This window comes from Variovorax sp. V118, assembly GCF_041154445.1.
Classification (GTDB): domain Bacteria; phylum Pseudomonadota; class Gammaproteobacteria; order Burkholderiales; family Burkholderiaceae_C; genus Variovorax; species Variovorax boronicumulans.
In genome coordinates, this window is sequence record NZ_AP028663.1 from 1,073,501 (window position 1) to 1,099,737 (window position 26,237).

At 70.0% G+C, this 26,237-nt stretch carries 30 protein-coding genes; 14 read left to right on the top strand and 16 right to left on the bottom strand.

Annotated elements, in window-relative coordinates; translation table 11 throughout:
* Window position 1: 1 nt before the first annotated feature.
* The 6 genes from torT to ACAM52_RS04970 are packed head-to-tail and all read right to left on the bottom strand — an operon-like array spanning window position 2 to window position 5,491.
* Window positions 2-1,084: a TMAO reductase system periplasmic protein TorT gene (gene torT, locus ACAM52_RS04945; RefSeq protein WP_369646303.1), complete on the bottom strand. Its 1,083-nt coding sequence runs from the start codon at window positions 1,082-1,084 to the stop codon at window positions 2-4.
* Window positions 1,085-1,132: 48 nt separating this feature from the next.
* Window positions 1,133-2,110 carry a biotin-dependent carboxyltransferase family protein gene (locus ACAM52_RS04950; protein WP_369646304.1) on the bottom strand — a complete coding sequence of 326 codons (978 nt, stop codon included), beginning with the start codon at window positions 2,108-2,110 and terminating at the stop codon, window positions 1,133-1,135.
* Window positions 2,100-2,999: an allophanate hydrolase subunit 1 gene (locus ACAM52_RS04955; RefSeq protein ID WP_369646305.1), complete on the bottom strand. Its 900-nt coding sequence runs from the start codon at window positions 2,997-2,999 to the stop codon at window positions 2,100-2,102. Before ACAM52_RS04955 ends, ACAM52_RS04950 begins: the two co-directional genes overlap by 11 nt.
* Window positions 2,996-4,390 carry an acetyl-CoA carboxylase biotin carboxylase subunit gene (locus tag ACAM52_RS04960; protein ID WP_369646306.1) on the bottom strand — a complete coding sequence of 465 codons (1,395 nt, stop codon included), beginning with the start codon at window positions 4,388-4,390 and terminating at the stop codon, window positions 2,996-2,998. Before ACAM52_RS04960 ends, ACAM52_RS04955 begins: the two co-directional genes overlap by 4 nt.
* Before the next feature lie 11 nt (window positions 4,391-4,401).
* Window positions 4,402-4,650, bottom strand: coding sequence for an acetyl-CoA carboxylase (locus ACAM52_RS04965; RefSeq protein ID WP_070062539.1), 249 nt, complete (start codon window positions 4,648-4,650; stop codon window positions 4,402-4,404).
* Between the two features lie 43 nt (window positions 4,651-4,693).
* A complete protein-coding gene (locus ACAM52_RS04970) occupies window positions 4,694-5,491 on the bottom strand; it encodes a 5-oxoprolinase subunit PxpA (protein ID WP_369646307.1) in 798 nt (265 codons plus the stop codon).
* Between the two features lie 207 nt (window positions 5,492-5,698).
* Here ACAM52_RS04970 and ACAM52_RS04975 point away from each other — a divergent pair, with 207 nt between their 5' ends.
* The 4 genes from ACAM52_RS04975 (at window position 5,699) to ACAM52_RS04990 (ending at window position 8,366) form a co-directional block, all read left to right on the top strand.
* Window positions 5,699-6,625, top strand: coding sequence for a LysR family transcriptional regulator (locus tag ACAM52_RS04975; protein WP_070062541.1), 927 nt, complete (start codon window positions 5,699-5,701; stop codon window positions 6,623-6,625).
* A gap of 139 nt (window positions 6,626-6,764) precedes the next feature.
* Window positions 6,765-7,049, top strand: coding sequence for a DUF427 domain-containing protein (locus ACAM52_RS04980; protein ID WP_056579293.1), 285 nt, complete (start codon window positions 6,765-6,767; stop codon window positions 7,047-7,049).
* On the top strand, window positions 7,046-7,795 hold the full coding sequence (locus tag ACAM52_RS04985; RefSeq protein ID WP_062477608.1) for a 2OG-Fe dioxygenase family protein: 750 nt from the start codon (window positions 7,046-7,048) through the stop codon (window positions 7,793-7,795). The genes ACAM52_RS04980 and ACAM52_RS04985 overlap by 4 nt, the downstream gene beginning before the upstream one ends.
* A 130-nt stretch (window positions 7,796-7,925) precedes the next feature.
* Window positions 7,926-8,366, top strand: a complete 441-nt coding sequence (locus ACAM52_RS04990; protein ID WP_056579296.1) for a universal stress protein — start codon at window positions 7,926-7,928, stop codon at window positions 8,364-8,366.
* On the opposite strand, the gene ACAM52_RS04995 is transcribed toward ACAM52_RS04990, so the two are convergent.
* Entirely contained in the window at window positions 8,353-9,024 is a 672-nt protein-coding gene (locus tag ACAM52_RS04995; RefSeq protein ID WP_369646308.1) for an RluA family pseudouridine synthase, read from the bottom strand. The genes ACAM52_RS04990 and ACAM52_RS04995 overlap by 14 nt on opposite strands.
* Before the next feature lie 128 nt (window positions 9,025-9,152).
* Between ACAM52_RS04995 and ACAM52_RS05000 the strand changes: the two genes are divergently transcribed.
* On the top strand, window positions 9,153-10,355 hold the full coding sequence (locus ACAM52_RS05000; protein ID WP_369647695.1) for an MFS transporter: 1,203 nt from the start codon (window positions 9,153-9,155) through the stop codon (window positions 10,353-10,355).
* 3 nt (window positions 10,356-10,358) lie between these two features.
* On the opposite strand, the gene ACAM52_RS05005 is transcribed toward ACAM52_RS05000, so the two are convergent.
* The 3 genes from ACAM52_RS05005 to ACAM52_RS05015 are packed head-to-tail and all read right to left on the bottom strand — an operon-like array spanning window position 10,359 to window position 11,078.
* Window positions 10,359-10,643 carry a 2Fe-2S iron-sulfur cluster-binding protein gene (locus ACAM52_RS05005; protein ID WP_369646309.1) on the bottom strand — a complete coding sequence of 95 codons (285 nt, stop codon included), beginning with the start codon at window positions 10,641-10,643 and terminating at the stop codon, window positions 10,359-10,361.
* Window positions 10,640-10,927: a VF530 family DNA-binding protein gene (locus tag ACAM52_RS05010; protein ID WP_070062546.1), complete on the bottom strand. Its 288-nt coding sequence runs from the start codon at window positions 10,925-10,927 to the stop codon at window positions 10,640-10,642. Before ACAM52_RS05010 ends, ACAM52_RS05005 begins: the two co-directional genes overlap by 4 nt.
* A gap of 4 nt (window positions 10,928-10,931) precedes the next feature.
* Window positions 10,932-11,078, bottom strand: a complete 147-nt coding sequence (locus tag ACAM52_RS05015; protein ID WP_167395057.1) for a hypothetical protein — start codon at window positions 11,076-11,078, stop codon at window positions 10,932-10,934.
* A gap of 86 nt (window positions 11,079-11,164) precedes the next feature.
* Between ACAM52_RS05015 and ACAM52_RS05020 the strand changes: the two genes are divergently transcribed.
* Together ACAM52_RS05020 and ACAM52_RS05025 are read left to right on the top strand one after the other, a co-directional pair.
* Window positions 11,165-11,683 (top strand): GNAT family N-acetyltransferase, encoded by a 519-nt coding sequence (locus ACAM52_RS05020; RefSeq protein WP_062477596.1) that lies wholly within the window; start codon window positions 11,165-11,167, stop codon window positions 11,681-11,683.
* A gap of 90 nt (window positions 11,684-11,773) precedes the next feature.
* Window positions 11,774-12,691, top strand: a complete 918-nt coding sequence (locus ACAM52_RS05025) for a DUF808 domain-containing protein (protein WP_369646310.1) — start codon at window positions 11,774-11,776, stop codon at window positions 12,689-12,691.
* 26 nt (window positions 12,692-12,717) lie between these two features.
* Here ACAM52_RS05025 and ACAM52_RS05030 read toward each other — a convergent pair whose 3' ends face one another.
* Entirely contained in the window at window positions 12,718-12,933 is a 216-nt protein-coding gene (locus ACAM52_RS05030; RefSeq protein WP_062477590.1) for a hypothetical protein, read from the bottom strand.
* Between the two features lie 136 nt (window positions 12,934-13,069).
* On the opposite strand from ACAM52_RS05030, the gene ACAM52_RS05035 reads away from it, so the two are divergent.
* Together ACAM52_RS05035 and ACAM52_RS05040 are read left to right on the top strand one after the other, a co-directional pair.
* Window positions 13,070-13,504, top strand: coding sequence for a hypothetical protein (locus tag ACAM52_RS05035; protein ID WP_369646311.1), 435 nt, complete (start codon window positions 13,070-13,072; stop codon window positions 13,502-13,504).
* A 78-nt stretch (window positions 13,505-13,582) separates the two neighbouring features.
* Window positions 13,583-14,380 carry an enoyl-CoA hydratase/isomerase family protein gene (locus ACAM52_RS05040; RefSeq protein ID WP_369646312.1) on the top strand — a complete coding sequence of 266 codons (798 nt, stop codon included), beginning with the start codon at window positions 13,583-13,585 and terminating at the stop codon, window positions 14,378-14,380.
* A gap of 16 nt (window positions 14,381-14,396) precedes the next feature.
* Here ACAM52_RS05040 and ACAM52_RS05045 read toward each other — a convergent pair whose 3' ends face one another.
* The gene (locus tag ACAM52_RS05045) at window positions 14,397-15,500 is read right to left on the bottom strand and encodes a M14 family metallopeptidase (RefSeq protein ID WP_369646313.1); all 1,104 of its coding nucleotides are present in this window, start codon (window positions 15,498-15,500) and stop codon (window positions 14,397-14,399) included.
* A 46-nt stretch (window positions 15,501-15,546) separates the two neighbouring features.
* Window positions 15,547-16,878 (bottom strand): MFS transporter, encoded by a 1,332-nt coding sequence (locus tag ACAM52_RS05050; RefSeq protein WP_369646314.1) that lies wholly within the window; start codon window positions 16,876-16,878, stop codon window positions 15,547-15,549.
* Window positions 16,879-17,006: 128 nt separating this feature from the next.
* Here ACAM52_RS05050 and ACAM52_RS05055 point away from each other — a divergent pair, with 128 nt between their 5' ends.
* Window positions 17,007-17,906 carry a LysR substrate-binding domain-containing protein gene (locus ACAM52_RS05055; protein ID WP_369646315.1) on the top strand — a complete coding sequence of 300 codons (900 nt, stop codon included), beginning with the start codon at window positions 17,007-17,009 and terminating at the stop codon, window positions 17,904-17,906.
* A 19-nt stretch (window positions 17,907-17,925) separates the two neighbouring features.
* On the opposite strand, the gene ACAM52_RS05060 is transcribed toward ACAM52_RS05055, so the two are convergent.
* A complete protein-coding gene (locus tag ACAM52_RS05060) occupies window positions 17,926-18,243 on the bottom strand; it encodes a hypothetical protein (protein ID WP_369646316.1) in 318 nt (105 codons plus the stop codon).
* Between the two features lie 237 nt (window positions 18,244-18,480).
* Between ACAM52_RS05060 and ACAM52_RS05065 the strand changes: the two genes are divergently transcribed.
* Entirely contained in the window at window positions 18,481-20,586 is a 2,106-nt protein-coding gene (locus ACAM52_RS05065; protein ID WP_369646317.1) for a TonB-dependent siderophore receptor, read from the top strand.
* A 55-nt stretch (window positions 20,587-20,641) separates the two neighbouring features.
* On the top strand, window positions 20,642-23,035 hold the full coding sequence (locus ACAM52_RS05070) for a PepSY domain-containing protein (RefSeq protein ID WP_369646318.1): 2,394 nt from the start codon (window positions 20,642-20,644) through the stop codon (window positions 23,033-23,035).
* On the opposite strand, the gene ACAM52_RS05075 is transcribed toward ACAM52_RS05070, so the two are convergent.
* The gene (locus ACAM52_RS05075; protein WP_369646319.1) at window positions 23,036-23,695 is read right to left on the bottom strand and encodes a glutathione S-transferase; all 660 of its coding nucleotides are present in this window, start codon (window positions 23,693-23,695) and stop codon (window positions 23,036-23,038) included. It lies immediately after the preceding gene.
* Window positions 23,696-23,787: 92 nt separating this feature from the next.
* On the opposite strand from ACAM52_RS05075, the gene ACAM52_RS05080 reads away from it, so the two are divergent.
* Window positions 23,788-24,660: a helix-turn-helix domain-containing protein gene (locus tag ACAM52_RS05080; RefSeq protein ID WP_369646320.1), complete on the top strand. Its 873-nt coding sequence runs from the start codon at window positions 23,788-23,790 to the stop codon at window positions 24,658-24,660.
* A gap of 64 nt (window positions 24,661-24,724) precedes the next feature.
* A complete protein-coding gene (locus ACAM52_RS05085) occupies window positions 24,725-25,636 on the top strand; it encodes an SDR family oxidoreductase (RefSeq protein ID WP_369646321.1) in 912 nt (303 codons plus the stop codon).
* Between the two features lie 2 nt (window positions 25,637-25,638).
* Here the strand turns inward: ACAM52_RS05085 and ACAM52_RS05090 are convergent, their stop codons facing one another.
* A complete protein-coding gene (locus ACAM52_RS05090) occupies window positions 25,639-26,217 on the bottom strand; it encodes a GNAT family N-acetyltransferase (protein ID WP_369646322.1) in 579 nt (192 codons plus the stop codon).
* Window positions 26,218-26,237: the final 20 nt, after the last annotated feature.

The window sequence follows — 26,237 nt, forward strand, 5'->3', positions numbered from 1 at the left end:
CCTACTTGACCTCGAACACCGGCTTGAAGCCGGTCGGCGGCAGGATGTCGGCCTGCTTCACGGTCTTGATGTTGCCGGCGTCGACCACGAAGATCTTCGGGCCGACGTGCTTCACCACGTCCTTGTTCTCGAGCAGGCGCACGGCCTGGTCGACCGCGATGCGGCCCTGGATCACCATCGAGTCGGCCGGCGCGGCCACGATGCGGCCCTTCTGGATGCCTTCGTACACGCCCGGCGTCATGTAGAACGAGAGCACCTGCACCTTCTTGTCGAGGTTGCGCGCGCGCAGGATGCCGGTGGCGGCCTCGGCCGTCACGGCGGTGCCGGCCACGTAGGCGAGGTCGGGGTTGCCCTGCAGCACGTCTTCGACCAGCTTGGCCTGCGCCTCCTTGCCGGTGTCGCCGTACTTCGGGTCGAGCACCGTCACGGCGCTGCCCTTGATCGCTTCCATGAAGCCCTTGTGCGCGGCCTCGACCCAGCCCGCGCCGGCCGGGCCGGGGAACCAGCCGACCTTCACCGCCGGCGAACCGGCGGGGTGCTTCTTGGCGAGGTACTCGCCGGTCGACTGGCCCATCGTGTAGAACGACACCAGCGACTTGGCCGACAGGTCGGGCGAGCTGATGCCGTTGACCAGGTCGATCACCGGCACCTTCTTCGCGGCCGTGGCCTTGATGACGTTGTTGAGCCCGTCGCCCGAGATCGCGCCGATGACCACCGCGTTGGCGCCGCGCGCCACGCAGTCCTCGATCTGCGAGACCTGCTTGCCCAGGTTGGTGTAGCCGCCCGCGTCGACCACCTGCAGCTTCACGCCCAGGCGGCGGGCCTCTTCGATCACGCCGTAGTCCACGCCGAGCCAGTAGGCGTCCTTCATGTGCGGGAACGACACGCAGATGTCCCATTTCTTCGAGGCCTTGGCCAGCGGCGTGTAGTCGATGGGCTTTTTCGTGCCCTCGGCCGAGAAGGCGGGCTCGGTGGCCTCGGCCTTGTAGGGAAACCAGTCGGCGGCCGAGGCCGGGGCGTGCCACGCCAGGGCGGTGGCGAGCGAAGCGGCGATCAATGAAACGCGCAGGGGCGAGCTGTTCATGAAGAACTCCTTGGGTGACAGCGGTGAAGAAAAGGGGGAGGGAACGCGTCAGGCCGCGAGTGCGGCCCGCAGGCGGTCGAGCCGTCGTCGGCGTTCGGCGCGGGCTTCGAGCGCCTGCGCCATGTCGACCTCGACGAAGCGCGCCTTGTGGTTGGGCTGCATCTGGGCGATGAGGTCCATGTCGGCGCTGATGACGGTGCCCACCATGGCGTAGCCGCCGCCCGACACCGCGTCGCGGTGCAGGATGATCGGCTCGCGTCCGCCCGGCACCTGGATGGAGCCGTACGGGTAGCCCGCATCGACGATGTTCGACGGGTCGTCGCCCGCGCCGAAGGGCGGCGTGCGGTCCTGGAACTTCAGCGGCGTGCCGTGCTTGTAGCGGTAGCCGATGCGGTCGGCCTCGGAGCCGACGGTCCAGGTGTCGGCGAAGAAGCTGTGCACCGACACCTCCTGCAGGCGATGGAAGTAGATGCCCGGCAGCACGCGCAGGGCCACTTCCTTCTCGAGCACCGGCAGCAGCGCGGCATCGACCGTGCGGCCGGCGCGGGCGCTGGCCGAAGGCGTGCCCACGGGCAGCTTGTCGCCGGCCAGCAGCTTGCGGCCGTTGAAGCCGCCGAACGCGCCCAGGCCGTAGGTCGAGCGGCTGCCCAGCACCACCGGCACGTCGATGCCGCCGGCCACGGCGATGCACATGCGCGCGCCGAGCTTCATGAAGTCGAAGGCGAGCTTGTCGCCGGCCTGCACCGTGAACGAGGTGTTGCGCGGCGCTTCGTTGCCGTTGAGCTTGATCTTCGCGTCGGCGCCGGTCACGGCCACCAGCGCGGGTGCGTCGAACTGCAGCTCGGGCCCGAGCAGCGTGCTCTCGATGACGGCCGCGCCTTCGTCGTTGCCCACCAGCAGGTTCGCGAGCACCAGGCTTTGCTGGTCGAGCGCGCCCGACAGCGGAATGCCCAGGTGGTAGTAGCCGGGGCGGCCGGCGTCCTGCACGCTGGTCGCGAGGCCGGGCTTGAGGACTTCAATCGCCATGGAGCACCTTCAGGAGCTGTTGGTTGTAGCCGTCGGGGTCGGCCAAAAATTCGTTGAGCGAGAACGACACGGGCGCGATGCGCAGCGCGTAGGTGCCGGCCTCGACCTGCGCCACCTGGCGGTCGTACTCGGCGCGGTCGATGGGTTTCCATTTGACGATGTCGCCGGGCTGGAAGAACACCATCAGGTCCTTGAGATACGACAGCCGCTGCGCCGGGTCGAAGATCGGCGCGGGCGTGACGCCGAACATCTGGTAGCCGCCCGCGCCGCGCACCGAGTAGATGCAGCTGAAGCAGCCACCGTGGCCCAGCGTGAGCTTGGGCGTGTCGGTGCGCGGGCTCAGGTACTTGGGCACCTGGATCTGGCGCTGGCGCTCGACCATCTGGAACAGGAAGGGCAGGCCGGCCACGAAGCCGACCATCGACACGAACCACGGCGCCGACGAGTGCGCCTCGATGAAGGCCTCGACCGAGGCGTGGCCGTTGATGCGTGCGGCGTACTCGATGTCGGTGCTCGACGGGTCCTGGTGGCGCTCGCGAAAACGCATCAACGTCTCGTGCGTCCACGGGTCGTTGTAGAGCACGGGAATCTCGACGATGCGCGTCTGCATCTGCAGGTCGGCATCGCCCAGGCCCGCTTCGATTTCCTTGAGCGTGGCGAGCAGTGCGTCGGGCGCGATCGTGTCGGGGTCGAAGCGCACGAGGTAGGCGGCGTTGGCCGGGCAGATCTCGGTCACGCCCGGCAGTGCGCGGCGGCGCAGCTCGTTGCAGATCGCCATGCCCTTGAAGAAGGCGGGCAGCGACATCTCTTCGCTGATCTCGACGAACAGGTGCTCGTCGCCGCCGAAGCTGTAGCGGGCCTGGGCGGGGAGGGTGCTTGCAGCGGTCATGCGGCCACCTTCAACATGGGAGGCGCGTCGGCGAGTGGATTCGCCGCGAGCCAGGTTTCGAGAAAGCCCGTGTGGAACTCGGCCTTGGCGACATCCGCGTCCTCGCACAGCGCGCGGTGCAGTGGGATCGTCGTATGGATGCCGTCCACCTGCAACTCGTCGAGCGCACGGCGCATGCGGGCCAGCGCACTGGCGCGGTCGGTGTCGTGCACGATGAGCTTGCCGAGCAGCGAGTCGTAGTAGGCCGGCACGGTGTAGCCGGGAAACAGGAAGGTGTCGAAGCGCACGCCGGGGCCGCCCGGCACCACGAGCTGCGACACGAGGCCGGGGCTCGGCATGAAGTTCTTCGCCGCGTTCTCGGCGTTGACGCGCACCTCGATGGCCGCGCCGGTCAGGCGGATGTCTTCTTGCTTCAGACGCAGCGGCTGGCCCAGCGCGATGCGCAGCATTTCCTTCACGAGGTCGACGCCGGTGACCATCTCGGTGATCGGGTGCTCGACCTGGATGCGCGTGTTCATCTCGATGAAGAAGAACTCGCGCGTGTCGTCGTCGTACAGGTATTCGAGCGTGCCCGCGCCGCGGTAGGCCACGGCGCGCGCAAGCCGCAGTGCCGATTCGCACAATGCGGCGCGCGTGGCCTCGCCGATGGCGGCCGAAGGCGCTTCTTCCCAGACCTTCTGGCGACGCCGCTGCAGCGAGCATTCGCGCTCGAAGCAGTGCACCACGCGCTCGCCGTCGCCCAGGATCTGCACCTCGATGTGGCGCGCCTGGCGGATGAAGCGCTCGAGGTACACCTCGCCGTTGCCGAAGGCGGCCTGCGCTTCGGCGGTGGCCGTGGCGAACTGCTGGCGCAGCTCGGCCTCGTCGTGCGCCACGCGGATGCCGCGCCCGCCGCCGCCGGCCGAGGCCTTGATCATGATCGGGTAGCCGATGTCCTTCGCGACTTCGACGGCGGTGTCGGGGTCGGTCACCACGCCCGCGCTGCCGGGCACGGTGGGCACGCCGGCGCGCAGGGCGGCGGCGCGCGCCGCGGCCTTGTCGCCCATGGTGCGGATCGCATGCGGCGTCGGGCCCACGAACACCAGGCCCGCGGCCTCGACGCGCTCGGCGAAGGCTGCGTTCTCCGAAAGAAAACCGTAGCCCGGATGCACCGCGCCGGCGCCGCTGTCGGCGGCGGCCTGCAGGATCGCGTCGATGCTCAGGTAGCTCTTGGTGGCGTGCGCCGGGCCGATGCGCACGGCCTTGTCAGCCATGCGCACGGCGAGGCTCTGCGCGTCGGCGTCGCTGTAGACGGCGACGGTCTTGAGCCCCAGTTCCTTCGCGGCGCGGATGATGCGCACCGCGATCTCGCCCCGGTTGGCGACCAGCAGTGTGTCGAATGCGGCGGTCATGGGCGGTTGCCTCAGGCCGTTTCGATGACGGCCAGCAGCTGGCCCGGATCGACCGGCTCGCCGTTCTCGACGGCGAAGCTGGCCAGGCGGCCCGCGGCGTCGGCCGTGACTTCGCTGAACTGCTTCATCACCTCGACCAGGCCGAGCACGTCGCCCACGGCCACGGTGTCGCCTTCGGCCTTGAACGGCGGCGCGTCGGGCGCCGAGCGGCGGTAGAAGGTGCCCGGCAGCGGGCTCAGGACTTCATGGGTAGCGGGCATCGGGGCACTCCTGGAACAAGATCAGAAAAAAGAAAGAAAACGCTCAGGCCGCCAGGCCCGCAACTTCAATGCCGTGGTCGGCCAGCGCGCGCCGCGTGGCCTGCACGAGCGCGAGCGCGCCGGGCGTGTCGCTGTGGATGCAGACCGAGTCGAAGCCGATCGCGACGTCTTCTCCTTCGACCGTGCGCACCACACCCTCGGTGCAGGCGCGCAGCACCTTGGCGGCCACGGCCTCGGGGTCGAGCGCGCCGACGCGGCGCGTGAAGACGATGGAGCCGCTCAGGTCGTAGTCGCGGTCGGCATAGAACTCGCGCACCACCGGCTGGCCGAGTTCGCGCGCCACCTGGAAGGTGACGGACGATTCCATGCAGAACAGGCGCAGCGTCGGTTCGATCTGCTGCAGTGCGGTGACGAGGGCGCGCGACAGCGCCTCGTCGCGCGCCGCATGCATGTACAGCGCGCCGTGCGGCTTGATGTGCTGCAGCGTCATGCCGGCCAGGCGCGCGAACTCGCGCAGCGCACCGAGCTGGTAGACCATGTCGTTCACGAGCTCGTCGGCCGGCGCGGTGATGTGGCGGCGCCCGAAGCCCACGAGGTCGCGAAAGCCCGGGTGCGCGCCGATGCCCACGCCGTGTTCGCGGGCCAGCAGCACCATCCTGCGCATGATGTTCGGGTCGCCGGCATGGAAGCCGGTTGCGATGTTGGCCGAGCTGATCAGCGGCATGAGCTGCTCGTCCACGCCGTCGCCGATGGTCCAGGGGCCGAAGCCTTCGCCCATGTCGGAATTCAGATCGATCCGCGTTGTCTTCGTCACGTCGTCCCGCCTTTGTGTGGTGCGCATCGCCAAGGGGGCGGTGCAGGTTGGCGCGAAGGTTAGCCAGCAGTCGAAAGGCCGAAAAGCATTGTTTTCAGGCGGTCCGATATCTGAAAAACAGATGCTGCAAGCGGCTGGATTGGGCGCTACGCTGGAGGGAAGCGATCGCGCGGTATCGGGTTTTCGCCCGAGGCGGGCAGCGCGTATCCGTAAATACCCTAGGAAGACGGCGCCATGTCCCTGACCCTTCGCCAGCTCAAGTACTTCTCGGCGGTGGCCGAGGTGGGGCGCATCTCGCACGCGGCGCTGCAGCTGAACATCTCGCAGTCGGCCGTGACCACCGCCATCCGCGAGCTCGAGGAGCTGATGGGGCAGCAGCTCTTCGAGCGGCACCCGCACGGCGTGGAACTCACCAAGGCCGGGCGCCGCTTCCTGAGCCACGCCTACGCGGTGCTGTCGGCGGCCGACGAAGCGGTGCGCATGCCGCACGAGGGCGAGAACGTCGAGGGCTCGCTCACCATTGCGGCCAGCTACACGGTGCTGGGCTACTTCCTGCCGCACCACCTGCAGCGCTTCGAGCAGCTGCATCCGCAGGTGACGGTGAAGGTGCACGAGGTGGCGCGCGAGGCCATCGAAGAAGGCCTGATCACGCAGCGCTACGACATCGGCGTGGTGCTCACCTCGAACGTGGTGCTGCGCGAGCTGTCGCTCGAAACCTTCTTCGGTTCGCAGCGCCGGCTGTGGGTGCCGGCCAAGCATCCGCTGCTGGACAAGGCCGAGGTGACGCTGGCCGACGTGGCGGCCGAGCCCTACATCATGCTCACGGTGGACGAGGCCGCGGCCACCGCGCTCAAGTACTGGAGCAAGACGCCGCACCAGCCGCAGATCCGGCTGCGCACGAGTTCGGTGGAGGCCGTGCGCAGCACGGTGGCCAACGGGCTGGGTGTGACGGTGCTGTCGGACATGGTCTACCGCCCGTGGTCGCTGGAAGGCAAGCGCATCGAGACTATCAACCTGCGCGATGCGGTGCCGACCATGAACATCGGCCTGGGGTGGAAGCAGGGCGTGGAGTTTTCGCCGGCGATGACCGCGTTCCGCAACTATTTCCGGCAGCTGTTTCTCGAGCCGGCGTCGGGGCGCACCGGGCGCGGTCGCGGCTGACGCTGCAGGGGAAACCCTGCCGGCATCGGGCCGGGATGACCCGGCGCAAGGAAAGCACGTCGCGCCAGCGTCACAATAGCCGCTGTCCCGAGCGCGCAATGCGGCATCGGCACCTTGCACCTCCCCGGAGATCGATCCCATGAAAGCAACCTGGAACGGCGTCACCATCGCCGAAAGCGACGACACCGTGCTCGTCGAAGGCAACCACTACTTCCCGATGAGTTCGCTCAACCGCGACGTGGTCACCTTCAGCAACCACAAGACCACCTGCCCGTGGAAGGGCTCGGCGAATTACTACTCGCTGCTGGTCAACGGCGAACTGCACGCTGACGCCGCCTGGTACTACCCCGACCCGAAGCCCGAAGCCGAGGAAATCCGTGACCGCGTCGCGTTCTGGAAGGACGTGAAGGTCAGCGCCCAGTGAGCACCGCCGCCTTCGCTCCCCCGTTCACGCCGCCGGCCGAACTGGCCGGGGCGCTGCGCGAACACGGCTACGCGGTGCTCAGCCCGCAGGGCGTGTGCGACTGGCTCGGCGTGCCGCTGGCGCAGCTCGAGGCGCTGCACGCCGACTGGAACGACCTGCCGCCCGACGAATACCTGAAGGACGGCGGACGCTACCGCACGCGCCGCCACGCCTGCTTCACGGTCGAGGCCGACGCCACGCTGGCGCAGGTGCCGCACCGCGCGCACTGGCAGCCGGTCGAATACAACGCGCTGCACGGCGGCATGCAGCGCTGGTTCGCGCCGATGCTCGAGGCCACGGTGGCGCAGCCCGTGTGGCAGCGGCTGATGCAGCAGCTCGGCCAGGTCAGCAGCGACATGCGCGGCGCACCGCAGCGCTGGTTCGTGGAAGCGCACCAGTTCCGCATCGACACCGCCGGCGGCATCGGCCGCCCGACGCCCGAAGGCGCGCACCGCGACGGTGTCGACCTGGTGGCGGTGGTGCTGATCGGGCGCCAGGGCATCAAGGGCGGCGAGACGCGCGTGTTCGAGGCCAACGGCCGGCGCGGCGAGCGCTTCACCATGACCGAGCCGTGGACGCTGCTGCTGCTCGACGATGCGCGCGTGATCCACGAATCGACGCCGATCCAGCCGCTGGAAGAGGGCGGCGATGGGTGGCGCGACACGCTGGTGGTCACCTGCCGGTCTGAGGGTTTCCAGGGGGATTGAGACGCCTGCGGGCTTCGCTGGTCGGAGTCCTACAGGGCGGGTTCTGCATAGCGGTTAAATTCGGGGCCCGACCCGGTGCGAACCGGGTCCGTCAGTCTGTCTGTCTGCGAACGCTAAGCGAGGTCCCGCCATGTTCAATCACATCCTGGTCCCCATCGACGGCTCCGAAACTTCCATGCTCGCGGTCAGCAAGGCCAGCGGTCTCGCCCTGGCCTTCGGCAGCCGCATCACGCTGATCCACGTGATCGACAACTACCCCTTCATCGGCGTGGGCGCGGACTATGCGCTCGGCCAGAACGAATACCTCGCGGCGGCCACCGCCAGCGCCAACGCGGCGCTCGCACGCGGCGTGGCCGCCCTGGCGGCCGAAGGCCTGCACAGCGACCAGCGCGTGATCGACGGCCACGTGGTGCACGAAGGCATCGTGGACACCGCCATCGCCATCGCGGCCGACCTGATCGTGATGGGTTCGCACGGGCGCAGCGGCATCGAGAAACTGCTGCTGGGCAGCGTGACGCAGCGCGTGCTGCAGGACGCCACCATGCCGGTGCTCGTCGTCAAGGGCCGCTGAGCACGAAGCCCGCCGTACGTTCGAAGTGCAACGGCTCCCGCGTCGCGGGATGCACGAACCCCAGTTCCCTGGCATGCAGCTGCAGGCGCGGCGCGCGTGCCTGCAGCGCGGCGTCGCCGTACAGCGCATCGCCCAAAATCGGGTGCCCGATCGACAGCAGGTGAACGCGCAGCTGGTGTGAGCGGCCGGTGAGCGGCTCCAGCAGCACGTGCGTGGCCGCCGGGCCGCCGGGCGGCGACACGCTGCTCAGCGCGCGCCAGCGCGTGAGGCTGGGCTTGCCGGCCGGATCGATCTTCTGCAGCGGCCGGCGCGGCCAGTCGGCCATCAGCGGAGCGTTGATGAGCGACCAGTCATCGCGCTGCGGCATCACGCCGTCGACCACGGCTTCGTAGCGCTTGTGCACCTCGCGGTCGGCGAAGGCTGCGCTCAGGGCGCGTTGCATCTCCAGGCCGCGCGCCATCACCACGAGGCCGCTGGTGCCCATGTCGAGCCGGTGCACGATGAGCGCGTCGGGCCACTGGCGCTGGGCGCGCGCGCTCAGGCAGTCCTGCTTGTCCTCGCCGCGCCCGGGCACGCACAGCAGGCCGGCGGGCTTGTCGAGCACCAGCAGGTGGGCGTCTTCGTGAACGGGGAGCAGGTCGGGCGGCGAAGCGGTCATGGGGACAGCGAGTGTAGAGAGGCTCAGAAAGCCGGAAGAAGGCTGGGCTATCCTCGACCGATATGCCCGGCGCCGCTTCTCCTCCCTTGTCTCCCACGTTCACCGACCTGAGGCGCGAGCGCCCCTTCATGCAGCTGTGGGTGGCGCGCCTCTTTGGCACCGCCGCCTCGCAGATGATGCTCGTGGCCATCGGCTGGCACATGTACGAGCTGACCGGCAGCGCGTGGGACCTGGGCCTGGTCGGGCTGTACCAGTTCGTGCCCGCGCTGCTGCTGGCGCTGTTGGCCGGCCATGTGGTGGACCGGCACCACCGGGGCCGCATCGTGGCGGTGTGCTTCGCGGTGCAGGGCACGGTGGCGCTGGCGCTGCTGTTCGCGGTGCTGCACAAGAACGACACGCGCGGACTGCTGCTCGGGCTGTCGCTGGTGCTGGGCGCGGTGCGCGCCTTCCAGATGCCGGCGCAGCAGGCGCTCACGCCGCTGCTGGTGCCGCCGCTGCTGCTGTCGCGCGCGATGGCGTTCAGCTCGGCCGGCATGCAGGGCGCGATCATCGGCGGGCCCGCGCTCGGCGGGCTGCTGTTCGTGGCGGGCATGGCGGTGGTGTACGGCGCGAGCGTGCTGTGCTTCGCGGTGGCCTGCGTGCTGGTGCTGCGGCTGCGCTACGACCACGCGCCGGCCGCACGCGAGCCGGTCACCTTGGCCACGGTGTTCGCGGGCGTCAATTTCATCTGGCAGCGCAAGCCGGTGCTGGGCGCCGTGTCGCTCGACCTGTTCGCGGTGCTGCTGGGCGGCGCCGTGGCGCTGCTGCCGATCTATGCCAAGGACATCCTGCACACCGGCCCCTGGGGCCTGGGCCTGCTGCGCAGCGCACCGGCGGTGGGCGCGCTGGTGATGTCGATCGCGCTCACGCGCCGGCCTGTGGAGCGCAACGTGGGGCGCACGCTGTTGCTGGCCGTGGGGGCGTTCGGGCTGTGCATGGTGGTGTTCGGGCTGTCGAAGAGCTTTCTCGTCTCGCTCATTGCGCTCGCGGTGTCGGGCGGGGCCGACATGGTCAACGTCGTGATCCGCCAGACGCTGGTGCAGCTGGAAACGCCCGACGCCATGCGCGGGCGGGTGAGCGCGGTCAACTCGATCTTCATCGGCGCGAGCAACCAGCTCGGCGAGTTCGAGTCGGGCGCCACCGCGGCGCTGCTGGGGCCAGTCGGCTCGGTGGTGCTCGGCGGCGTGGGGACGATGCTGGTGGCGCTGACGTGGTTCCGCCTGTTCCCGTCGCTGGCGCAGCGTGACCGGTTGGTGGTCGCAGCGCCGGCTTCGGCTTCGGCGCGGCCCTGATCCTCAGTCGAAGAGGGCGCGCGCCTGCGGCACGTCGAGCGTGAGGTCGCTCTGCGCCTCGGCCACGCAGGGAAGAATCCAGCCGTCGATCTTTTCGTCGAAGCTCAGGCCCGGCCATTCGATGAGGTGGCGGCTCTCGCCGGAGAGCCGCTGGCAGATGCAGGTGCGGCAGGTGCCGTTGCGGCACGAACTGGGCAGCTCGATGCCGGCCGCCTCCGCCGCATGCAGCAGCGTGACGCCCGCCTCGGCCTCGAATTCGAGGCCCGACGGTTCGAGGCGGACCTTCATCGCGCGGGAGGTTCTTGCTGCTGTTGCTGTTCGCGGCGTTGCTCGCGCAGCATGAAGAGGTACAGGCTCTCGACCTTGTCGCGCGCCCAGGGCGTCTTGCGCAGGAACTTGAGGCTGGAACCCACGCTGGGCTCGCTGATGAAGCAGCGGATCGGCACCAGGTGCCCCAGCTGCTCCCAGCCGTAGTAATCGGCCAGCGCGGTCACGATGGCCTCCAGCGTGAGGCCATGCAACGGGTTGCGCGGCTGCGCCGGCTTGGGGGCGGGCGCGGGGACGTCGGTCACTCGGTCACTTGTTCTTGAGCTTGCCGCGCGGAATCACCGCCGTGGTGACGGTGCGCACGGGCTCGATGCCGCCGGTGGGGGCCTTCGGCGGCGAGGTGTCCTTCTTCGGTTTCTTCGCTTCCTTGTTGGTGCGTTGCTGACCCTTGGCCATGTGCTTTCTCCAGTTGATACGTGCGGATGCGGGAGGAGTTTAGCGGTGCGGCGACAATAGCCGGTTCCACACGTTTTTCCGCTTTCATGTCCGATTACGAAGTTCGCCCCGCCACGATGCGCGACGCCAAGGCCGTCGCCGAAGTCCATGCCCTGTCCGCCAAGGCTGCCTACGAAGGCATCCTGTCCGAAGACGACCTGCGCGTGCTGGCCCCCGCCTCGCGCGAGGCCAAGTGGCGCGAGGCCATCGAATTCAGCGAACCCCAGGTCCATGTGGTGACGCACGGCAGCGAGATCGTCGGTTTCGTGGGCTTCGACCGCTCGCGCGACCCCAAGACGCCGCCCACCACGGGCGAGATCTGGGCCATCTACGTCAAGCCCGAGCACTGGGGCAAGGGCGCCGGCGTGGCCCTGTGGGACGCCGCCCGCGAAGGCCTGGCCGAAGAAGGCTGCACCACGGTCACCATCTGGGTGCCGCTGCGCAACGACCGCGCCATGCGCTTCCACGAACTCGCCGGCTTCAAGCGCGAGATGAAGACCGCCAAGACCACCGCCCTGGGCACGGTCCGCGTCGAAGAAATCCGCCTGAAGCGGGCGGTGGACTGATCCACCCCCGGATGCCGCGTACGGTCTTCACCGGCGCGGCCACCGGCTGCGGATAAGCTCGCCGCTTCTTCCACAGCCTGACTTTCGCCCATGGCCACCAGCCTGCTCCTGCTGCTCGACGACATCGCCACCGTGCTCGATGACGTCTCCGTCCTCACCAAAGTCGCAGCCAAGAAGACCGCCGGGGTGCTCGGCGACGACCTCGCGCTGAACGCGCAGCAGGTCACCGGCGTGCGCACCGAGCGCGAGCTGCCGGTGGTGTGGGCCGTGTGCAAGGGCTCCCTCGTCAACAAGGCGATCCTGGTGCCAGCCGCACTGGCCATCGGCACCTGGCTGCCCTGGCTGGTGACGCCGCTGCTCATGGTGGGCGGCGCGTTCCTGTGCTTCGAGGGCGCCGAGAAGCTGGTCCACAAGTTCCTGCACAAAAAGGAGCACGAGGCCGACACCGCGCGTCACCAGCAGGCCGTGGCCGACACCACGGTCGACGTGGTCGCGGTCGAGAAGGACAAGATCAAGGGCGCGGTGCGCACCGACTTCATCCTCTCGGCCGAAATCATCGCCATCACGCTGGGCACCGTGCAGGGCCAGCCGTTCACGACGCAGCTCAGCGTGCTGGTCGGCATCGCGCTGATCATGACGGTGGGCGTCTACGGCCTCGTGGCCGGCATCGTGAAGCTGGACGACGCGGGCCTGTACCTGAGCCAGCGCAGCAGCGCGGCGGCGCGCGCCCTGGGCCGCGGCATCCTGGCGGCGGCGCCGTGGCTCATGAAGGGCCTGTCGGTGGCCGGCACGGCCGCCATGTTCCTCGTGGGCGGCGGCATCCTGGTGCACGGCGTGCCGGCGTTCGGCCATGCGGTCGAAGACTGGGCCAAGGCCACGGGCGGCGTGTTCGGCACGCTGGGCTCGATGGGCGTCAACGCCGTCGTCGGCATCGTGGCCGGCGCCGTCGTGCTGGCCGTGGTGGAACTCGTCGGCAAGCTGCGCGGCAAGAAGGCGGCGGCGCACTGAGCGCCTGTTGACCTTGCGGCCGGGCCTCAGCGGTCCGGCTTGCCGCGCTGGAACAGGCCGACGCCGACCAGCGCCACCCCCAGCGCGAGCGCGAACCAGCCGACGAGGTACGCACCGGCCACCATCTCGAACCAGCGCGTGCCCTGCAGGAAGCGCGGCCCCAGCAGCACAGCGACGCCGATCAGGAGGCAGAGGATGCCGCGCTCGATGGTGCGCAGCTGTCGTTGGGGGCGTCGGGCCATGGGGGTCTTTGCAAGGGAAAACGGAAGCGGCCATTGTCCCGCGCCGCGTGGAGAGGCCGGTAGCCGCCTGAAAACGTCGCGTGCGCGCATCGCTCGGCGCGCAAAAATGCTTCCAAACGTTGCAGAATCGCAGGCCATGCCATACCGCCACCTGCCCACCGGTTCCGCCTTCTTCCTTCCGTTGCGACGCGCCTGCGTGGGCGCCTCGCTGGCCGTGATGGCCGCCACGGCCTTCGCGCAGCCGCAGCCCGACCCCGCCGGTTTTCCGATGGACTCGGTCGGCTACCTCAACGAGGAGCTGCCGCGCATGGAAGCGGCCATTGCCGCGAAGGACCGCAGCTTCTTCCTCGGCGCGATGACGCGCATGGTGCAATTCTCCGAGCGCTGGGGCTTCAAGGCCAAGGCCAACCCCGAGCTGGCCGCCTACCCGATGTGCACGGAGGCCGTCATGGACTACGCGGTGGTCGGCATGTGCAGGCTGAACCCCGCCGACGATGCCTGCGAGCCGGGCCTGGCGCCGCGTTTCGATGCGAACGTGAAGCGCTGCCGCGAGCTGGCCGCGCAAAAATAGGCCTCCGGCCTTTCGTCCTTCCTCTCATCGAACGAAGTCCCTGCGCCATGGCCGTGCGTGCGGGGCGGAGACACACGCATGGACTACACCCGCTACCAGACCCTCGCCCTCACGCGCCGCGGCGCGAACGGCGCGGTGCTCGACATCCAGATGCGCGCCACCAACGGCAAGCTGCCCACGGCCGGCCATGACGGCCACCGCGAGCTGGCCGAGATCTGGCGCGACGTGGCGGCCGACGACACGGTGCGCTGCGCCGTGCTGCGCGGCGAAGGCATGGGCTTCTCGGGCGGCGGCGACCTGGGCATGGTGCAGGACATGACCACCGACGACACCGTGCGCCAGCGCGTGTGGAGGGAAGCGCGCGACCTGGTCTACAACCTCATCAACTGCGACAAGCCCATCGTGAGCGCCATGCACGGCCCGGCCGTGGGCGCGGGGCTGGTGGCGGGGCTGCTGGCCGACATTTCCATTGCCACGAAGAACGCGAAGATCGTCGACGGCCACACGCGCCTGGGCGTGGCAGCGGGCGACCATGCGGCGATCGTGTGGCCGCTGTTGTGCGGCATGGCCAAGGCCAAGTACCACCTGCTGCTGTGCGAGCCGGTGAGCGGCGAGGAGGCCGAGCGCATCGGCCTGGTGTCGCTGGCGGTGGACGAGGCCGACCTGCTGCCGCGCGCCTACGAGATCGCCGACCGCCTCGCGGCCGGCAGCCAGAGCGCGATCCGCTTCACCAAGTACGCGCTGAACAACTGGCTGCGCCAGGCCGGACCGACCTTCGACGCCTCGCTGGCACTGGAGTTCATGGGCTTCGCGGGCGCCGACGTGCGCGAGGGCGTGGCTTCGCTGCGCGAGAAGCGCGCGCCGAACTTCGGCTGAGCCGAAGTCCGCCGGGTCAGGCGTTTTTGAGGCCCTGCAGGGTCTGCAGCAGCACGACGCGCGTCTGGCCCAGCACCATGCCCTTCCACTCGTCGTTGTCGCAGTAGAACGCGTCACGCAGGCGGCGGCGGATCTCGCGCTTCTGCGCTTCGGGCGCCTCGGGGTGGCGGCGCAGCCAGGTGTCGGCGCGCAGGCGGTCGAGCACTTCCAGGTCGGGCAGCGTGCCGAACTCCAGGCCCATGGGCGCGACGCGCGCGTTCGGGCATTCGTCGTACGCGGTCGAGATCACCGGGCCCGACACGTCGGCCGAAGCCGAGTCGCCCGCGAAGGGCGCGAACACGTCGGCGCCCCACCAGGCGTGGGCCAGCGCGAGGTCTTCGGGCGTGTTGCGGCCCGGGTAGATCTTTTCGCCGTGGCCGTAGGGGCCCAGGCCGGTGTGCACGTCGATCCAGCCCAGGTGCGTGGCCGAGGCCGCGTAGCCGCGCAGGATGGCGCGGATGGTGCGGTTGCTCCACGACGGCGCGGTGCCGCCGTAGAACAGGCCGTCGGGCGAGGTGTACTGCCCGCGCGTGACGGCCGCGCGGAAGGCGGTCATGCCGTGCGTGGCGATGTAGGCGGCCACCGCCGCGTTGTCGGCGGGCGTCGGCGGCCAGCTTGCGGGCAGCACCAGCGGCTCCACGTCGGCGTACTCGGCGTTCACCGGCAGCGGCGCGCTGAAGTCGATGTGGTTGCGGTTCAGGTCGATGTTGTCTTCGTTGGTGCGGTGCAGGTGCGAAAAGCCGTGCGGGTTCACCGCATGCACCAGCAGCAGCGCCACGCCCGCGCGTTCGAGGCGCTCGAGCAGGTCGGCGTCGTTCAGCGTGGCCACCTGCGCGCCCGAGCCGCAGAAGCCCTCGGGGCCGTGCGTGCCCGAGGTGACGAGCAGCACCTTCTTGGCGTCGGCCGCGCCGAGCAGCGCGACGTCGGTGGCGAGTTCTTCGCCGAGCGCGCCGCGGTGCGTGGGGTGCACGAACGACTCGATGGTGGCGCCGCGCGCCGCGGCGGCCTCGAGGAACTTGGCGCGGGCTTCGACGTACGTGCCCGAGAAATGGCGGGTGGCGGCGGTGGCAGGCTGGGACATGGCGGGAAGATTCCTGTGCATGAAGGCGGGAAGGAGGAAGACGGTATCAGGCCGGCGCGTGGGCGTTGGCCGCATCGATGTCGCGGCCCGTGTGGTCGCGCAGCCAGAGCAGGCCCAGCAGCGACACCAGCGTCATCCCCACCAGGTACCAGGCCGGCGCCAGCTTGCTGCCGGTGGCGTTGACCAGCCAGGTGCTGATGAAGGGCGCGAAGCCGCCGAAGAGCGCCACGCCGACGCTGTAGACCAGCGACATGCCGCTGGCGCGCACGCGCTTGGGAAACATCTCCGGCAGCATCGTGATGCCCGGCACCGTCTGCACCACCAGGCCGATGCTCAGCACGCCGAGCACGGTGAACAGCACCACGGGCGTGGGCGAGGCGTTGAGCCACAGAAAACCCGGGTAGATCAGGATCGCCATCACGATGCGGCTCCACAGGATGAGCGTCTTGCGGCCCACGATGTCCGACCACTTGCCCACGAACGGCGCGAGCGCGAACGACAGCAGGCCCGTGAGCGCCGCGCCGAACAGCGCCACCGAGGGCGTGAGGCCGAGCTCGCGCACGGCGTAGGTCGGCATGTAGAAGGTGACTACATAAGCTGCCGTGGTGCCGCCCACCAGCGCGAGGATGGCGGCCAGCACCGTCTTGCCGTGCTGCGTGCAGACGATCTTCAGGCTGCTCTCGCGCGGTGCCTTGGCGTCTTCCGCCGAGATGTGCAGCGATTCTTCGAGGTGGCGGCGGATGTACATGCCCACCGGCGCGATCAGCATGCCGAGCACGAACGGCACGCGCCAGCCCCAGCTCTGCATGGCCTCGGCGGACAGCGAGACGGTCAGTACGCCGACCACCACGGCACCCATCAGCACGCCCAGGCCCTGGCTCGCGAACTGCCAGCTCGCCATGTAGCCGCGGTTGGCCGGCGTGGCGTGCTCCACCAGCAGCGTGGTCGACGCGCCCACCTCGCCGCCGGCCGAGAAGCCCTGGATCAGGCGCGCCAGCACGATCACGATCGGCGCCGCGACGCCGATGCTCGCGTAGGTCGGCGTGAAGGCGATCAGCGCGCAGCCCAGCGCCATCAGGAAGATCGTGAGCGTCATCGCCTTCTTGCGGCCCGCGCGGTCGGCGTACGCGCCGATCACGATGCCGCCCAGCGGTCGCATGATGAAGCCGACGCCGAAGCTCGCCACCGTCAGCAGCAGCTGGCCATAGGAACTGAAGGTGGGGAAGAACAGCTTGCCGATCACCAGCGCGAGAAAGCCGTAGACCGTGAAGTCGAAGAATTCCAGGCCGTTGCCGATGGTGGTGGCCACGATGGTCTGGCGCCGACGGGCCGGCGACGAGGGCGATGTGGGCGAGGGCTGGGAAGCGGGGGTGTTCATGTGTCTCCTGTGTGTATCGGGGGCGCAGGCCGCGTGGGCCCGAACCGCGGCGGATGCTAGAGACTCGCCGCTGTCATGAAAAGACAATAATTGGGCGTCAACGATAACTTTTGGTTGTCACTCCAAAGATGAAACCCAATCAGTTGCATGCCTTCGTGGCCGTGGTCGAGCAGCTCAGCATCCGCGCCGCCGCGCGCGTGCTCGGCATTTCGCAGCCGGCCGTGACCAAGATCGTGCGCGAGCTGGAGCGCGAGGTCGGCGCGCCGCTGGTGGAGCGCAGTGTGAAAGGCGTGCGGCTCACGCAGTTCGGCCTGGCCTTCGCGCCGCGCGCGCGGCTGCTGCTGGCCGACATGGAACGCGCCCGCGACGAAATTGCGCAGATCCGCGACGGCGCCACCGGCTCGGTCTCGCTGGCCGTGAGCGCCTCGTTCGCGCTCACCGTGCTGCCCGCCGCCTTCAAGGACTTCCACACCCGCCTGCCGGCGGTCGACGTGCAGTTCAGCGAGGCCGTGCTGCCGTGGATGCTCGCGCGGCTGCGCGACGGGTATCTCGACTTCGCGGTGGCGCACATCGTGCCCGGCACGCTCGATCCGCAGTTCGAGGCGCTGGAGCTGTTCCCGGTGCAGCTGGTGGTCGGCCTGCGCGAGCGCCATCCGCTGCGCAACGCGCGCTCGCTGAACGACCTTTATGCCGCCGAATGGGTCCTGCCGGGCGACGACCATGGCGGAACCAACGCCGTGGCGCCGCTGTTCACCCCGCTCGGGCTGTCGCCGCCCACGCGCGTGCTGCAGGGCCACTCGGTCACCGTGGCGCTCGCGCTGGTGGGGCACATGGATTTGATCGGCCTCTTCGTCGAGCCGCTGGCCGGGCTGAGCTTCAAGCGCCACGGCATCCGGCGCGTCGACGTGCGCGAGACGCTGCCGGTGCTGAACGTCTGCGTGGTGCGCCGGCGCGGGCAACCGTCGACGCCGGCGGCGCAGCACTTCATCGAGTGCATTCAGCGGGCGTCTGCGATGAGGGCGACGTAACGGCCCGCCGGGCCTTTGCTCAACGCGAGAACAGCACCAGTGCCACGAAAAGCAGTTTGACGCCGAAGGCCACGAGGGCGCTGGCGACCACCATCAGCACCACGAAGGCGACGAAGTAGGCCACGCGTCGGCCCCAGTGCGGCACGCTCGGCACGGCATACCAGTAGAGCAGCGCGGCTGCGCCGAGGTTGATGGCCTGGACCGCATACGTGGTGACGCGCGAGGCTTCGGGCGAGTCAAGGATCGACGGGCCCAGCCACATGCACAGAAGTCCCAGCAGCGGAACCACGGTGACCCAGGCGAGCACGCCGAGCGCCAGGCGTCCGGCCGTCTTCATTGCAGGGCCTCCCGTCCGGCCGATGTTTCACTGGCAGTCATGAATTTCCCCCGTGATGGCGTTTCGAAGTGGAACGCTCTGGCGCCCGATCCTATCGGCGAGCGCCCGGTAATTGTTGTCAAATGAGAATTGCTCTCATCCATAATCCCTCCCGCTTCCGCCCGCCGGAAGCGTCATCAGGCCGCCGGGAGGCGCGCCGCCAAGAACATCCAAGGGATCTGAATGAAGAGAGTTTGTGTGAGCCTTGCGCTCGCCGCCGTGCAGGCGGCGCATGCGCAATCCGTGCCTGCGTCCGCCACTTCCGACACGCGGGCGGGCGAGCTGGGCACCGTCAACGTCGAGGCCTCGCGCGCCAACGGCTTCCTGGCCGAGACGGTCGAGGCGGGCACGTTCCGGGGCGCGTCCGTGATGGACGTGCCGGCCACGGTCAACACCGTGACGCGCGAGGTGATCGAGCTGCAGGGCGCGGCGGGCGTGTACGACGTGCTGCGCAACACGGCCGGCGTGACGCGCCAGCAGAACGGCGGCGACACCTTCGATCAGCTTGTCATCCGCGGCATTGCCGTGGAGAACCGCACCAACTACCGCCTCAACGGCGCGCTCGCGATCCCCAACGTGTCCGAGATCCCGATGGAGAACAAGGAGCGCGTCGAGGTGCTCAAGGGCGCGTCGGCGCTGTACTACGGCTTCACCACGCCGGCCGGGGTGATCAACGTCGTCACCAAGCGCGCGGGGCGCACGCCCGTCACCTCACTGGGGATGAGCGTCGACAACCAGGGCGGGTTGCAGGGCCAGGTCGACATCGGCCGGCAGTTCGGCGAGAACGACCAGTTCGGGCTGCGCCTGAACGCGGCCGGCGGCTCACTGGGCTCGACGATCGACGGTGTGGACGGCAAGCGCAGCTTCGTCTCGGCCGCGCTCGACTGGCGCGTGAACCGGCGGCTCACGCTCAAGGCCGACATCGAGCATTACCGCAAGCGCATCACCGAGCAGGCCGGCATCGCGCGGCTCGCGGCGGTGAACGGCGTCATCGCGCTGCCGGCGCTGCCCGATCCGCACAAGCTGATCGCGCCGCCCTGGGCCGTGTTCGAGGCCGAGGTCACCAACACGCAGCTGCGTGCCGACTACGCCTTGAGCGACCACTGGGCGCTCAGCGTGGAAGCCGGCCATTCCGAGGCCGAGCGCGACCGGCGCCTGGCGCAGTTCGGCACCTACAACGTGCGCACCGGCCTGGGCCGCCTCACGGGCAATGTGCAGTACCTCGAGCAGCGTTCGGACCTGCTGCGTGCCGAGCTGTTCGGCACCTTCGCCACCGGTGCGCTGCAGCACGAGCTGACCTTCGGCGCGGCGCGCAGCGACAAGACGCAGGCGCCCGTGTTCCAGCGCAACTACGGCGGCGCGACCACGCTGCAGAACCTGTACAGCCCCGTGCCCATCGGCGCGCTGGCGCTGAGCGCGATGCCGTCGCGGCCCACCTCGGGCGCGCAGGACAGCGAGGAGCTCGGCCTGTACGCGCTCGACCGCATCACCTTCTCGCCGCAGTGGCAGCTGGTGGCCGGCCTGCGCCACACGCGCTACCAGAGCTGGCAGGGCGCGAGCGCCACGCTGCCGGCCCTGGACTACAGCGTGCGCAAGACCACGCCGCTGGCGGCGCTGAGCTACAAGTTCACGCCCGACCTCATGGCCTATGTGTCGTACTCGCAGGGCGTGGAAGAGGGCGAGGTGGCGCCGGCCGGCACCGCCAACCAGAACACACGCATGCCGCCCGGCGTGAGCCGGCAGAAGGAGATCGGCCTGCGCTGGCTGACCGGCGGCGGCACGCTGTTGTCGGGTGCGCTGTTCGACATCGAGCGGCCTGGCGCCTACACCGACAGCGCCAACACCTTCGTGGCCAGCGGGCGCCAGCGCTACCGCGGCCTCGAGGTGTCGGCGCAGGGGCGGCTCACGCCCGCGCTGGCGTGGCAGCTCTCGGGCCAGTGGCTCGATGCCGAGTTCCGCCGCATCAACGCGCAGTACGACGGCAAGCGGCCCGAGAACACGGCGCGCACCACGGCGAGCGCCTTTCTCTCGTACGACATCGCGGCCGTGCCGGGGCTGTCGGTCAACGGCGGCGCGTACTTCACGGGGCGCCGTCCCGTCGACGACCTGAACCAGGCCTTCATCGGCGGCACCACCGTCTTCGGCCTGGGCGCGCGCTACGTGGCGCAGCTCATGGGCAGGCGCACCACCTTCCAGCTGAACGTCGACAACGTGGGCGACAAGCGCTACTGGTCGGCGGCCGGCACGCGGCTGGCGGTCGGCACGCCGCGTACGATCAAGGCCCTGGTCAAGATCGATCTCTGAACCCGCGCGCCCCGCCTTGGCGGGGCTTCCTGTTTCTCGTTTTCTTCTGTTTTTCATGGCTTTGCTGCGACGCGTCTGGTTCCAGATCCATTGGTTCATCGGCATCACGGCGGGCAGCGTGCTGGTCGTCATCGGCCTGAGCGGGGCGATGCTGTCGTTCCGCGCCGAGATCACCGACCTGCTGAACCCGATCCCGGCGGCCTCGGCCGCGCCCGCACTGGCACCGCCTGCGCTCGTTGCGCGCGTGCAGGCCGAGATGCCCGGGCGGCGCATCGCGACCGTCGCCGTGTCGACCGAGCCCGGGCGCGCCGCGCGCATCGGGTTCGCGCCGCCGCCGGGCGAGCGGCGCGGCGAGACGCGCTTCGCCGATCCCGCCACCGGCGCGCTGCTGCCCGATCCGGTGGGCGAGCACTTCTTCGAGTTCGTCGAGGAGCTGCACCGCTGGCTGCTGCTGCCGCGCGACGACGGCAAGCCCATCACCGGCTCGCTGGCCGGCCTGTTGCTGGTGCTCGCGCTGTCGGGCCTGTACCTGCGCTGGCCGCGCCGGCCCTTCGCGTGGCGCCAGTGGCTGCGCATCGACTTCGCGCTGCGCGGTCGCGCCTTCCTGTGGAACCTGCATGCGGTGGTCGGCACCGTCGCGCTGCTGGCCTACGTGGTGTCGACCACCACCGGCATGTACTGGGCCTTCGACGGGCTGCGCAAGGTGGTGGACGGCGCGGTCGGCGAGGGCCGTGTGGTGCGTGCCGAACGCGCGCCGGCCGATGCCCCGATGACGCTCGACCTGGCGCGCGTCTGGCAGGCCTTCGTCGATACCACGGGGGGCGACTGGACCCAGGTGACGCTGCGGCTGCCCGCGCGCAACGGCACGCAGGTGGAGGCCGTCTACCTGCGCACGCATGCCGAGCATGAGCGCGCGCGCAACCGCCTGTACCTGCAGGCCGCGACCGGCGAGACGCTGCGCCACGAACGCTATGCCGACAAGCCGCCCATGGGCCGCTTCGTGAACAGCATCTACCCGCTGCACATGGGCACCTACTGGGGCCTGCCGGGGCGCATCGTGATGATGCTCACCAGCCTGGGGCTCGCGCTGTTCGCGATCAGCGGCTGGATGATGTACCTCGGCCGCCGCCGCACCGCGAAGGCCGTGCGCGCCGAGCGTGCGCGGCTCGATGCGGCCGCCGTGCCCGCCACGGCGGGCGATGCGGGCCAGGTGCTGGTCGCCTTCGCGAGCCAGACCGGCCATGCCGAGCGCCTCGCGCTGCAGACGGCCGGCGCGTTGCAGGCCGCCGGTGTCGCGGCGGTGGTGCGGCCCGTGTCCGCCTTGAGTGCCGATGCGCTGCTGCATTTCCGGCAGGTGCTGTGGGTGGCGAGCAGTTTCGGCGAAGGCGAGCCGCCCGACAGCGCGCGCGCTTTCGCCCGCGCGTTCGCGCGTCAGAGCGGCCCGGGCTTGCGCCATCTGCGCTACGGCCTGCTCGCGCTCGGCGACCGCCACTACGCGACCTTCTGCGGCTTCGGCCGCAAGCTCGACCACGACCTGCACAACCAGGGTGCGCAGCCGCTGTTCCCGATGATCGAGGTGGACGGCGAAGACCCGATGGCGCTCGCGCGTTGGCACGACGCGCTGCGCGAGACCTTCGGGGTGCGCGATGCCGCGTGGCCCGTGTCGACCGCGCCAGCTTTCGAAGCCTGGCGGCTCGACGGCCGGCGCCTGCTCAACACGGGCAGCCAGGGCGATCCGCTGTTCGAGATCGAGCTGCGACGCGTCAGTGGCGGCGCGATGGACTGGGTGCCCGGCGCACTGGTCGAGATCGTGCCGCGCCAGATGCACGACGACGGCGCCCCGGCTCCCGCGCCGCGCAGCTACTCGGTCGCGTCGATTCCGTCCGACGGGGCGATCCAGCTGCTGGTGCGGCAGGCACGGCACGACAACGGGCTGGGCGTGGCCTCGGGCTGGCTCACGGTCGGCGCGCCGATGGGCACGGAACTCGCGCTGCGCCTCGTGGCCAACCCGGGCTTCGCGCTGCCCGACGATGCGCGGCCCTGCATCTTCATCGGCAACGGCTCGGGCTTTGCGGGGCTGCGCGCGCTGCTGCGCGAGCGCGCACGCCGCGGGCACGGCCGCAACTGGCTGGTGTTCGGCGAACGGCAGGCGGCGCACGACGGCTTCGGCGCGAAAGAGGTCGCGGCATGGCAGGCCGGTGGCCTCGTGGCGCGTGCGGACTTCGTCTACTCGCGCGACCAGGCGCAGCGCGTGTACGTGCAGGACCGCCTGCGCGAGGCTGGCGAGGTGCTGAAGCAGTGGGTGGACGAAGAGGGCGCGATCGTTTTCGTCTGCGGCAGCCTCGAAGGCATGGCGCCGGGCGTGGATGCGGCGCTCACCGAGGTGCTGGGCGAGAGCGACATGGACGCGCTCATCGCCGAAGGGCGCTACCGCCGCGACGTGTACTGATCAGGCGGGCGGAAAGCTCACGCCCGGTTCGCCGGCCTGCCAGGGCGTGTACTTGGCCATGATGCGCGCGAACATGTCCGACGCGGTCCAGCCCGACAGCCAGGCCTGCACGCGTGGCCATGGCTGAGCGTCGAACCAGGCCGCATCGACCATCGCGAACTGGCGCACGAAAGGCATCAGCGCCGCGTCGGCCAGCGTGGCGTGCGCGCCGGCCAGTTGCGCTGACATCGCGAGTCGATCATCGAGCCCTTGCAGAAAGCGCGCGCCGTCGTCACGTGCGGAGCCTTCCGACGCGGGATAACGCGCCGGGTATTTGTAGCGATCGAGCAGCGGCTTGAAATCGTTGTCGCAGGCCGCCACCAGCGCGATCAGGTCGTCGAGCGTGCCGCGCTCCGGCGTCAGCCAGCGCAGCGGATCGTGGCGGCGCAGCGCCCACAGCATCACGTCCAGGCTCTGTTCCAGCACCGCCGTGCCGCCGTCGAGCACCAGCACGGGGACAGTGCCCTTGGGCGAGGCCGCGAGCATCTCGGCGGGTTTGCGCTTGAGCTCGATCTCGCGCAGCTCGCAGCGCTGTTCGCTCGCCACCAGCGCGAGCCGGGCCCGCATCGCATAGGGGCAGCGGCGGAACGAATAGAGCACGGGGAGGGCGGAATCGGGCATGCGAACCAAAGGTGGACAGGGGGAGCTGGCCGATTGTCGGCCCGTGCCCGCCGGGTCGCGCGGCGGCGGGTTTTTCCTCACAATCGGCTGCCATGGGCGAACGTCTTTTCCTCCGGCTTCACGACGACCCGCTGCACGGGCCGGAGTCGGGCGTGCCCGACGGCACGCTGCAGGTGCTGCCGATTGCGCCGGCCCTGCGGTCGCATGTCTTGCACCTGCTGATGTACCGCGAGACCTTCGCGCCCGGCCACGAGGTGCGCGAGCGCGTGCTGCCCGACGGCGCGATCCGGCTGGTCTTCAACTTCGGCGATGCGCCCTCGGCCGACGACGCACCGGGGCAGGCAGTCGAAGCCATCGGCGCCTTCGCCGCGCCCGCCGTGGTGCGGATGCGCGACACGGTGGAAGGCCTGTCGGTGGCGCTGCGCCCCGGCGCGGCGGCCGCGCTGCTGGGCGTGCCGGCCGGCGAGATCGCGGGCCGCGCGGTGCACCTGGACGAACTCTGGGGCGGCGAGGGCACGACGCTGCTTGCGCGCATGGCTGAAGCGCGGGGCGATGCCGCGCGCGCGCAGCTGCTGCAGCAGGCCCTGATGAAGCGCCTGCAGAAAGCCGGCGACGGCACGCCGCCGGCCGCCGCGATGCACGCCGCGCGACTCATCGCCGCTGCCGACGGGCGCCAGGCATTGCGCGAGGTGGCGCAGGCGGTCGGCGTGGGCGAGCGCCGGCTGCAGCAGCTTTTTCATGCGCACGTCGGGCTGTCGCCGCGCGCCTGGGGCCGGCTCGCGCGGCTGCATGCCTGCCTGCGCGCGCTGCGCCTGCACAGCGCGCCGGCCTGGGCCGACATGGCGCTGGACCACGGGTTCTACGACCAGTCGCACCTCGTCAACGAGTTCCGCGCCCTGTGTGGCGTGACGCCCACCGAATTCCTCGGGCGCCGGGTTTCGGTTTCTTCCAAGACGGCGCGCTGAGGCCGGCCTATCGTGGCCGCTTGTCCTGCCCAAGGACCCTCACCGAACGAAGGAGCAACGACACATGACAGCAGCCCCCTCCACCCCTGACGCCGCGCACCGTCCGCTGGCGGGCCGCGTGGCCGTGGTGACCGGCGCCAGCCGCGGCGCGGGCCGCGGCATCGCGCAGGAACTGGGCGCGGCCGGCGCCACCGTGTACGTGACCGGGCGCAGCACCCGCGCGCGGCCGGCGGACAGCTACGAGCAGCTGCTCGCCCTGTCCGAGCTGGCCGCCTTGCCCGGCACCATCGACGACACCGCCGACGAGGTCACGCAGCTCGGCGGGCGCGGCATTGCCGTGGCCTGTGACCACACGAAAGAAGACGAGGTGGCGGCGCTGTTCGCGCGCGTCGAGCGCGAGCAGGGCCGGCTCGACCTGCTCGTGAACAACGCCTGGGGCGGCCACGAAAGCTTCACGGGTGTCTTCGAGGCGCCGTTCTGGGAGCACCCGCTCGCCAACTGGGATTCGATGTTCGACCGCGGCGTGCGCAACCACCTCGTGGCCAGCCGCTGCGCCGCGCCGGGGATGGTGGCGCGCAAGCAGGGCCTGATCGTCACCACCACCTTCTGGGACCGCAGCCACTACCTGCGCGGTAACCTGTTCTACGACCTCGCCAAGGCATCGATGACGCGGCTGGCCTTCGGCATCGCGCAGGAACTGCAGCCGCACGGCGTGGCCTCGGTGGCCGTCTCGCCGGGCTGGATGCGCACCGAGTTCGTGCTCGCGGGCCACAAGACCGACGAGGCGCACTGGCAGGAGCGCCCCGCGCTGGCGCGCACCGAGTCGCCGCGCTACCTGGGCCGCGCCGTGGCCGCGCTGGCAGCCGATGCGCAGGTGCTCGACAAGACCGGCCAGGTGCTGCGCGTGGCCGACCTGGCGCGTGCCTACGGCTTCACGGACATCGACGGGCGGCAGGTCGAAGCGTTCGAGATGTAGCGTCAGCCGAGTTCGCGCACGTCGATGCGAAAGCGCAGCTCTGGCGCGCCCCCGAGCCCGGGCTCGGTGATGAACTCCTCGACCAGCACGCCGCCGTTGGCGCGGATCACGCGCTGCGAAGCGAGGTTGTCGGGGCTGGTCGTGATCTCGACGTGGTCCAGCCCGGTGGCGCGTGCGTCGGGCAGCAGCGCGCGCAGCGCGGCGGTGGCATAGCCCCGGCCGCTTTTCCATGGCACCACGCCGTAGCCGATGTGGCCGAGGCAGTACGAAGGCAGGGCGTTGGTGCCCGGTTGCCAGCGCAGCTGGATGCTGCCGCAGAACTCGCCGTCCCAGAGCCAGCGCCGGTAGCCTGGCAGCCGCGGCACGGTGCCACCGTCGGGCAGCGGGATGGGCGGGCCCTTGGCCTCGCGGTCGACGAGGCCGGCAAGAAAGCCTTCGGGGTCGGTGCGGATCAGCGCCAGCTCTTCGGGGCCGGCTTCGGCCCGCAGGTTGTTGGGCGACCAGCCGCGCTCCAGTGCGGCGATGTAGCCGGGCAGGTGCTCGGGCGAGGGCCAGACGAGCTGCAGGGCGGAGGGGGACATGGGACGCGGTCCTTTTTCTT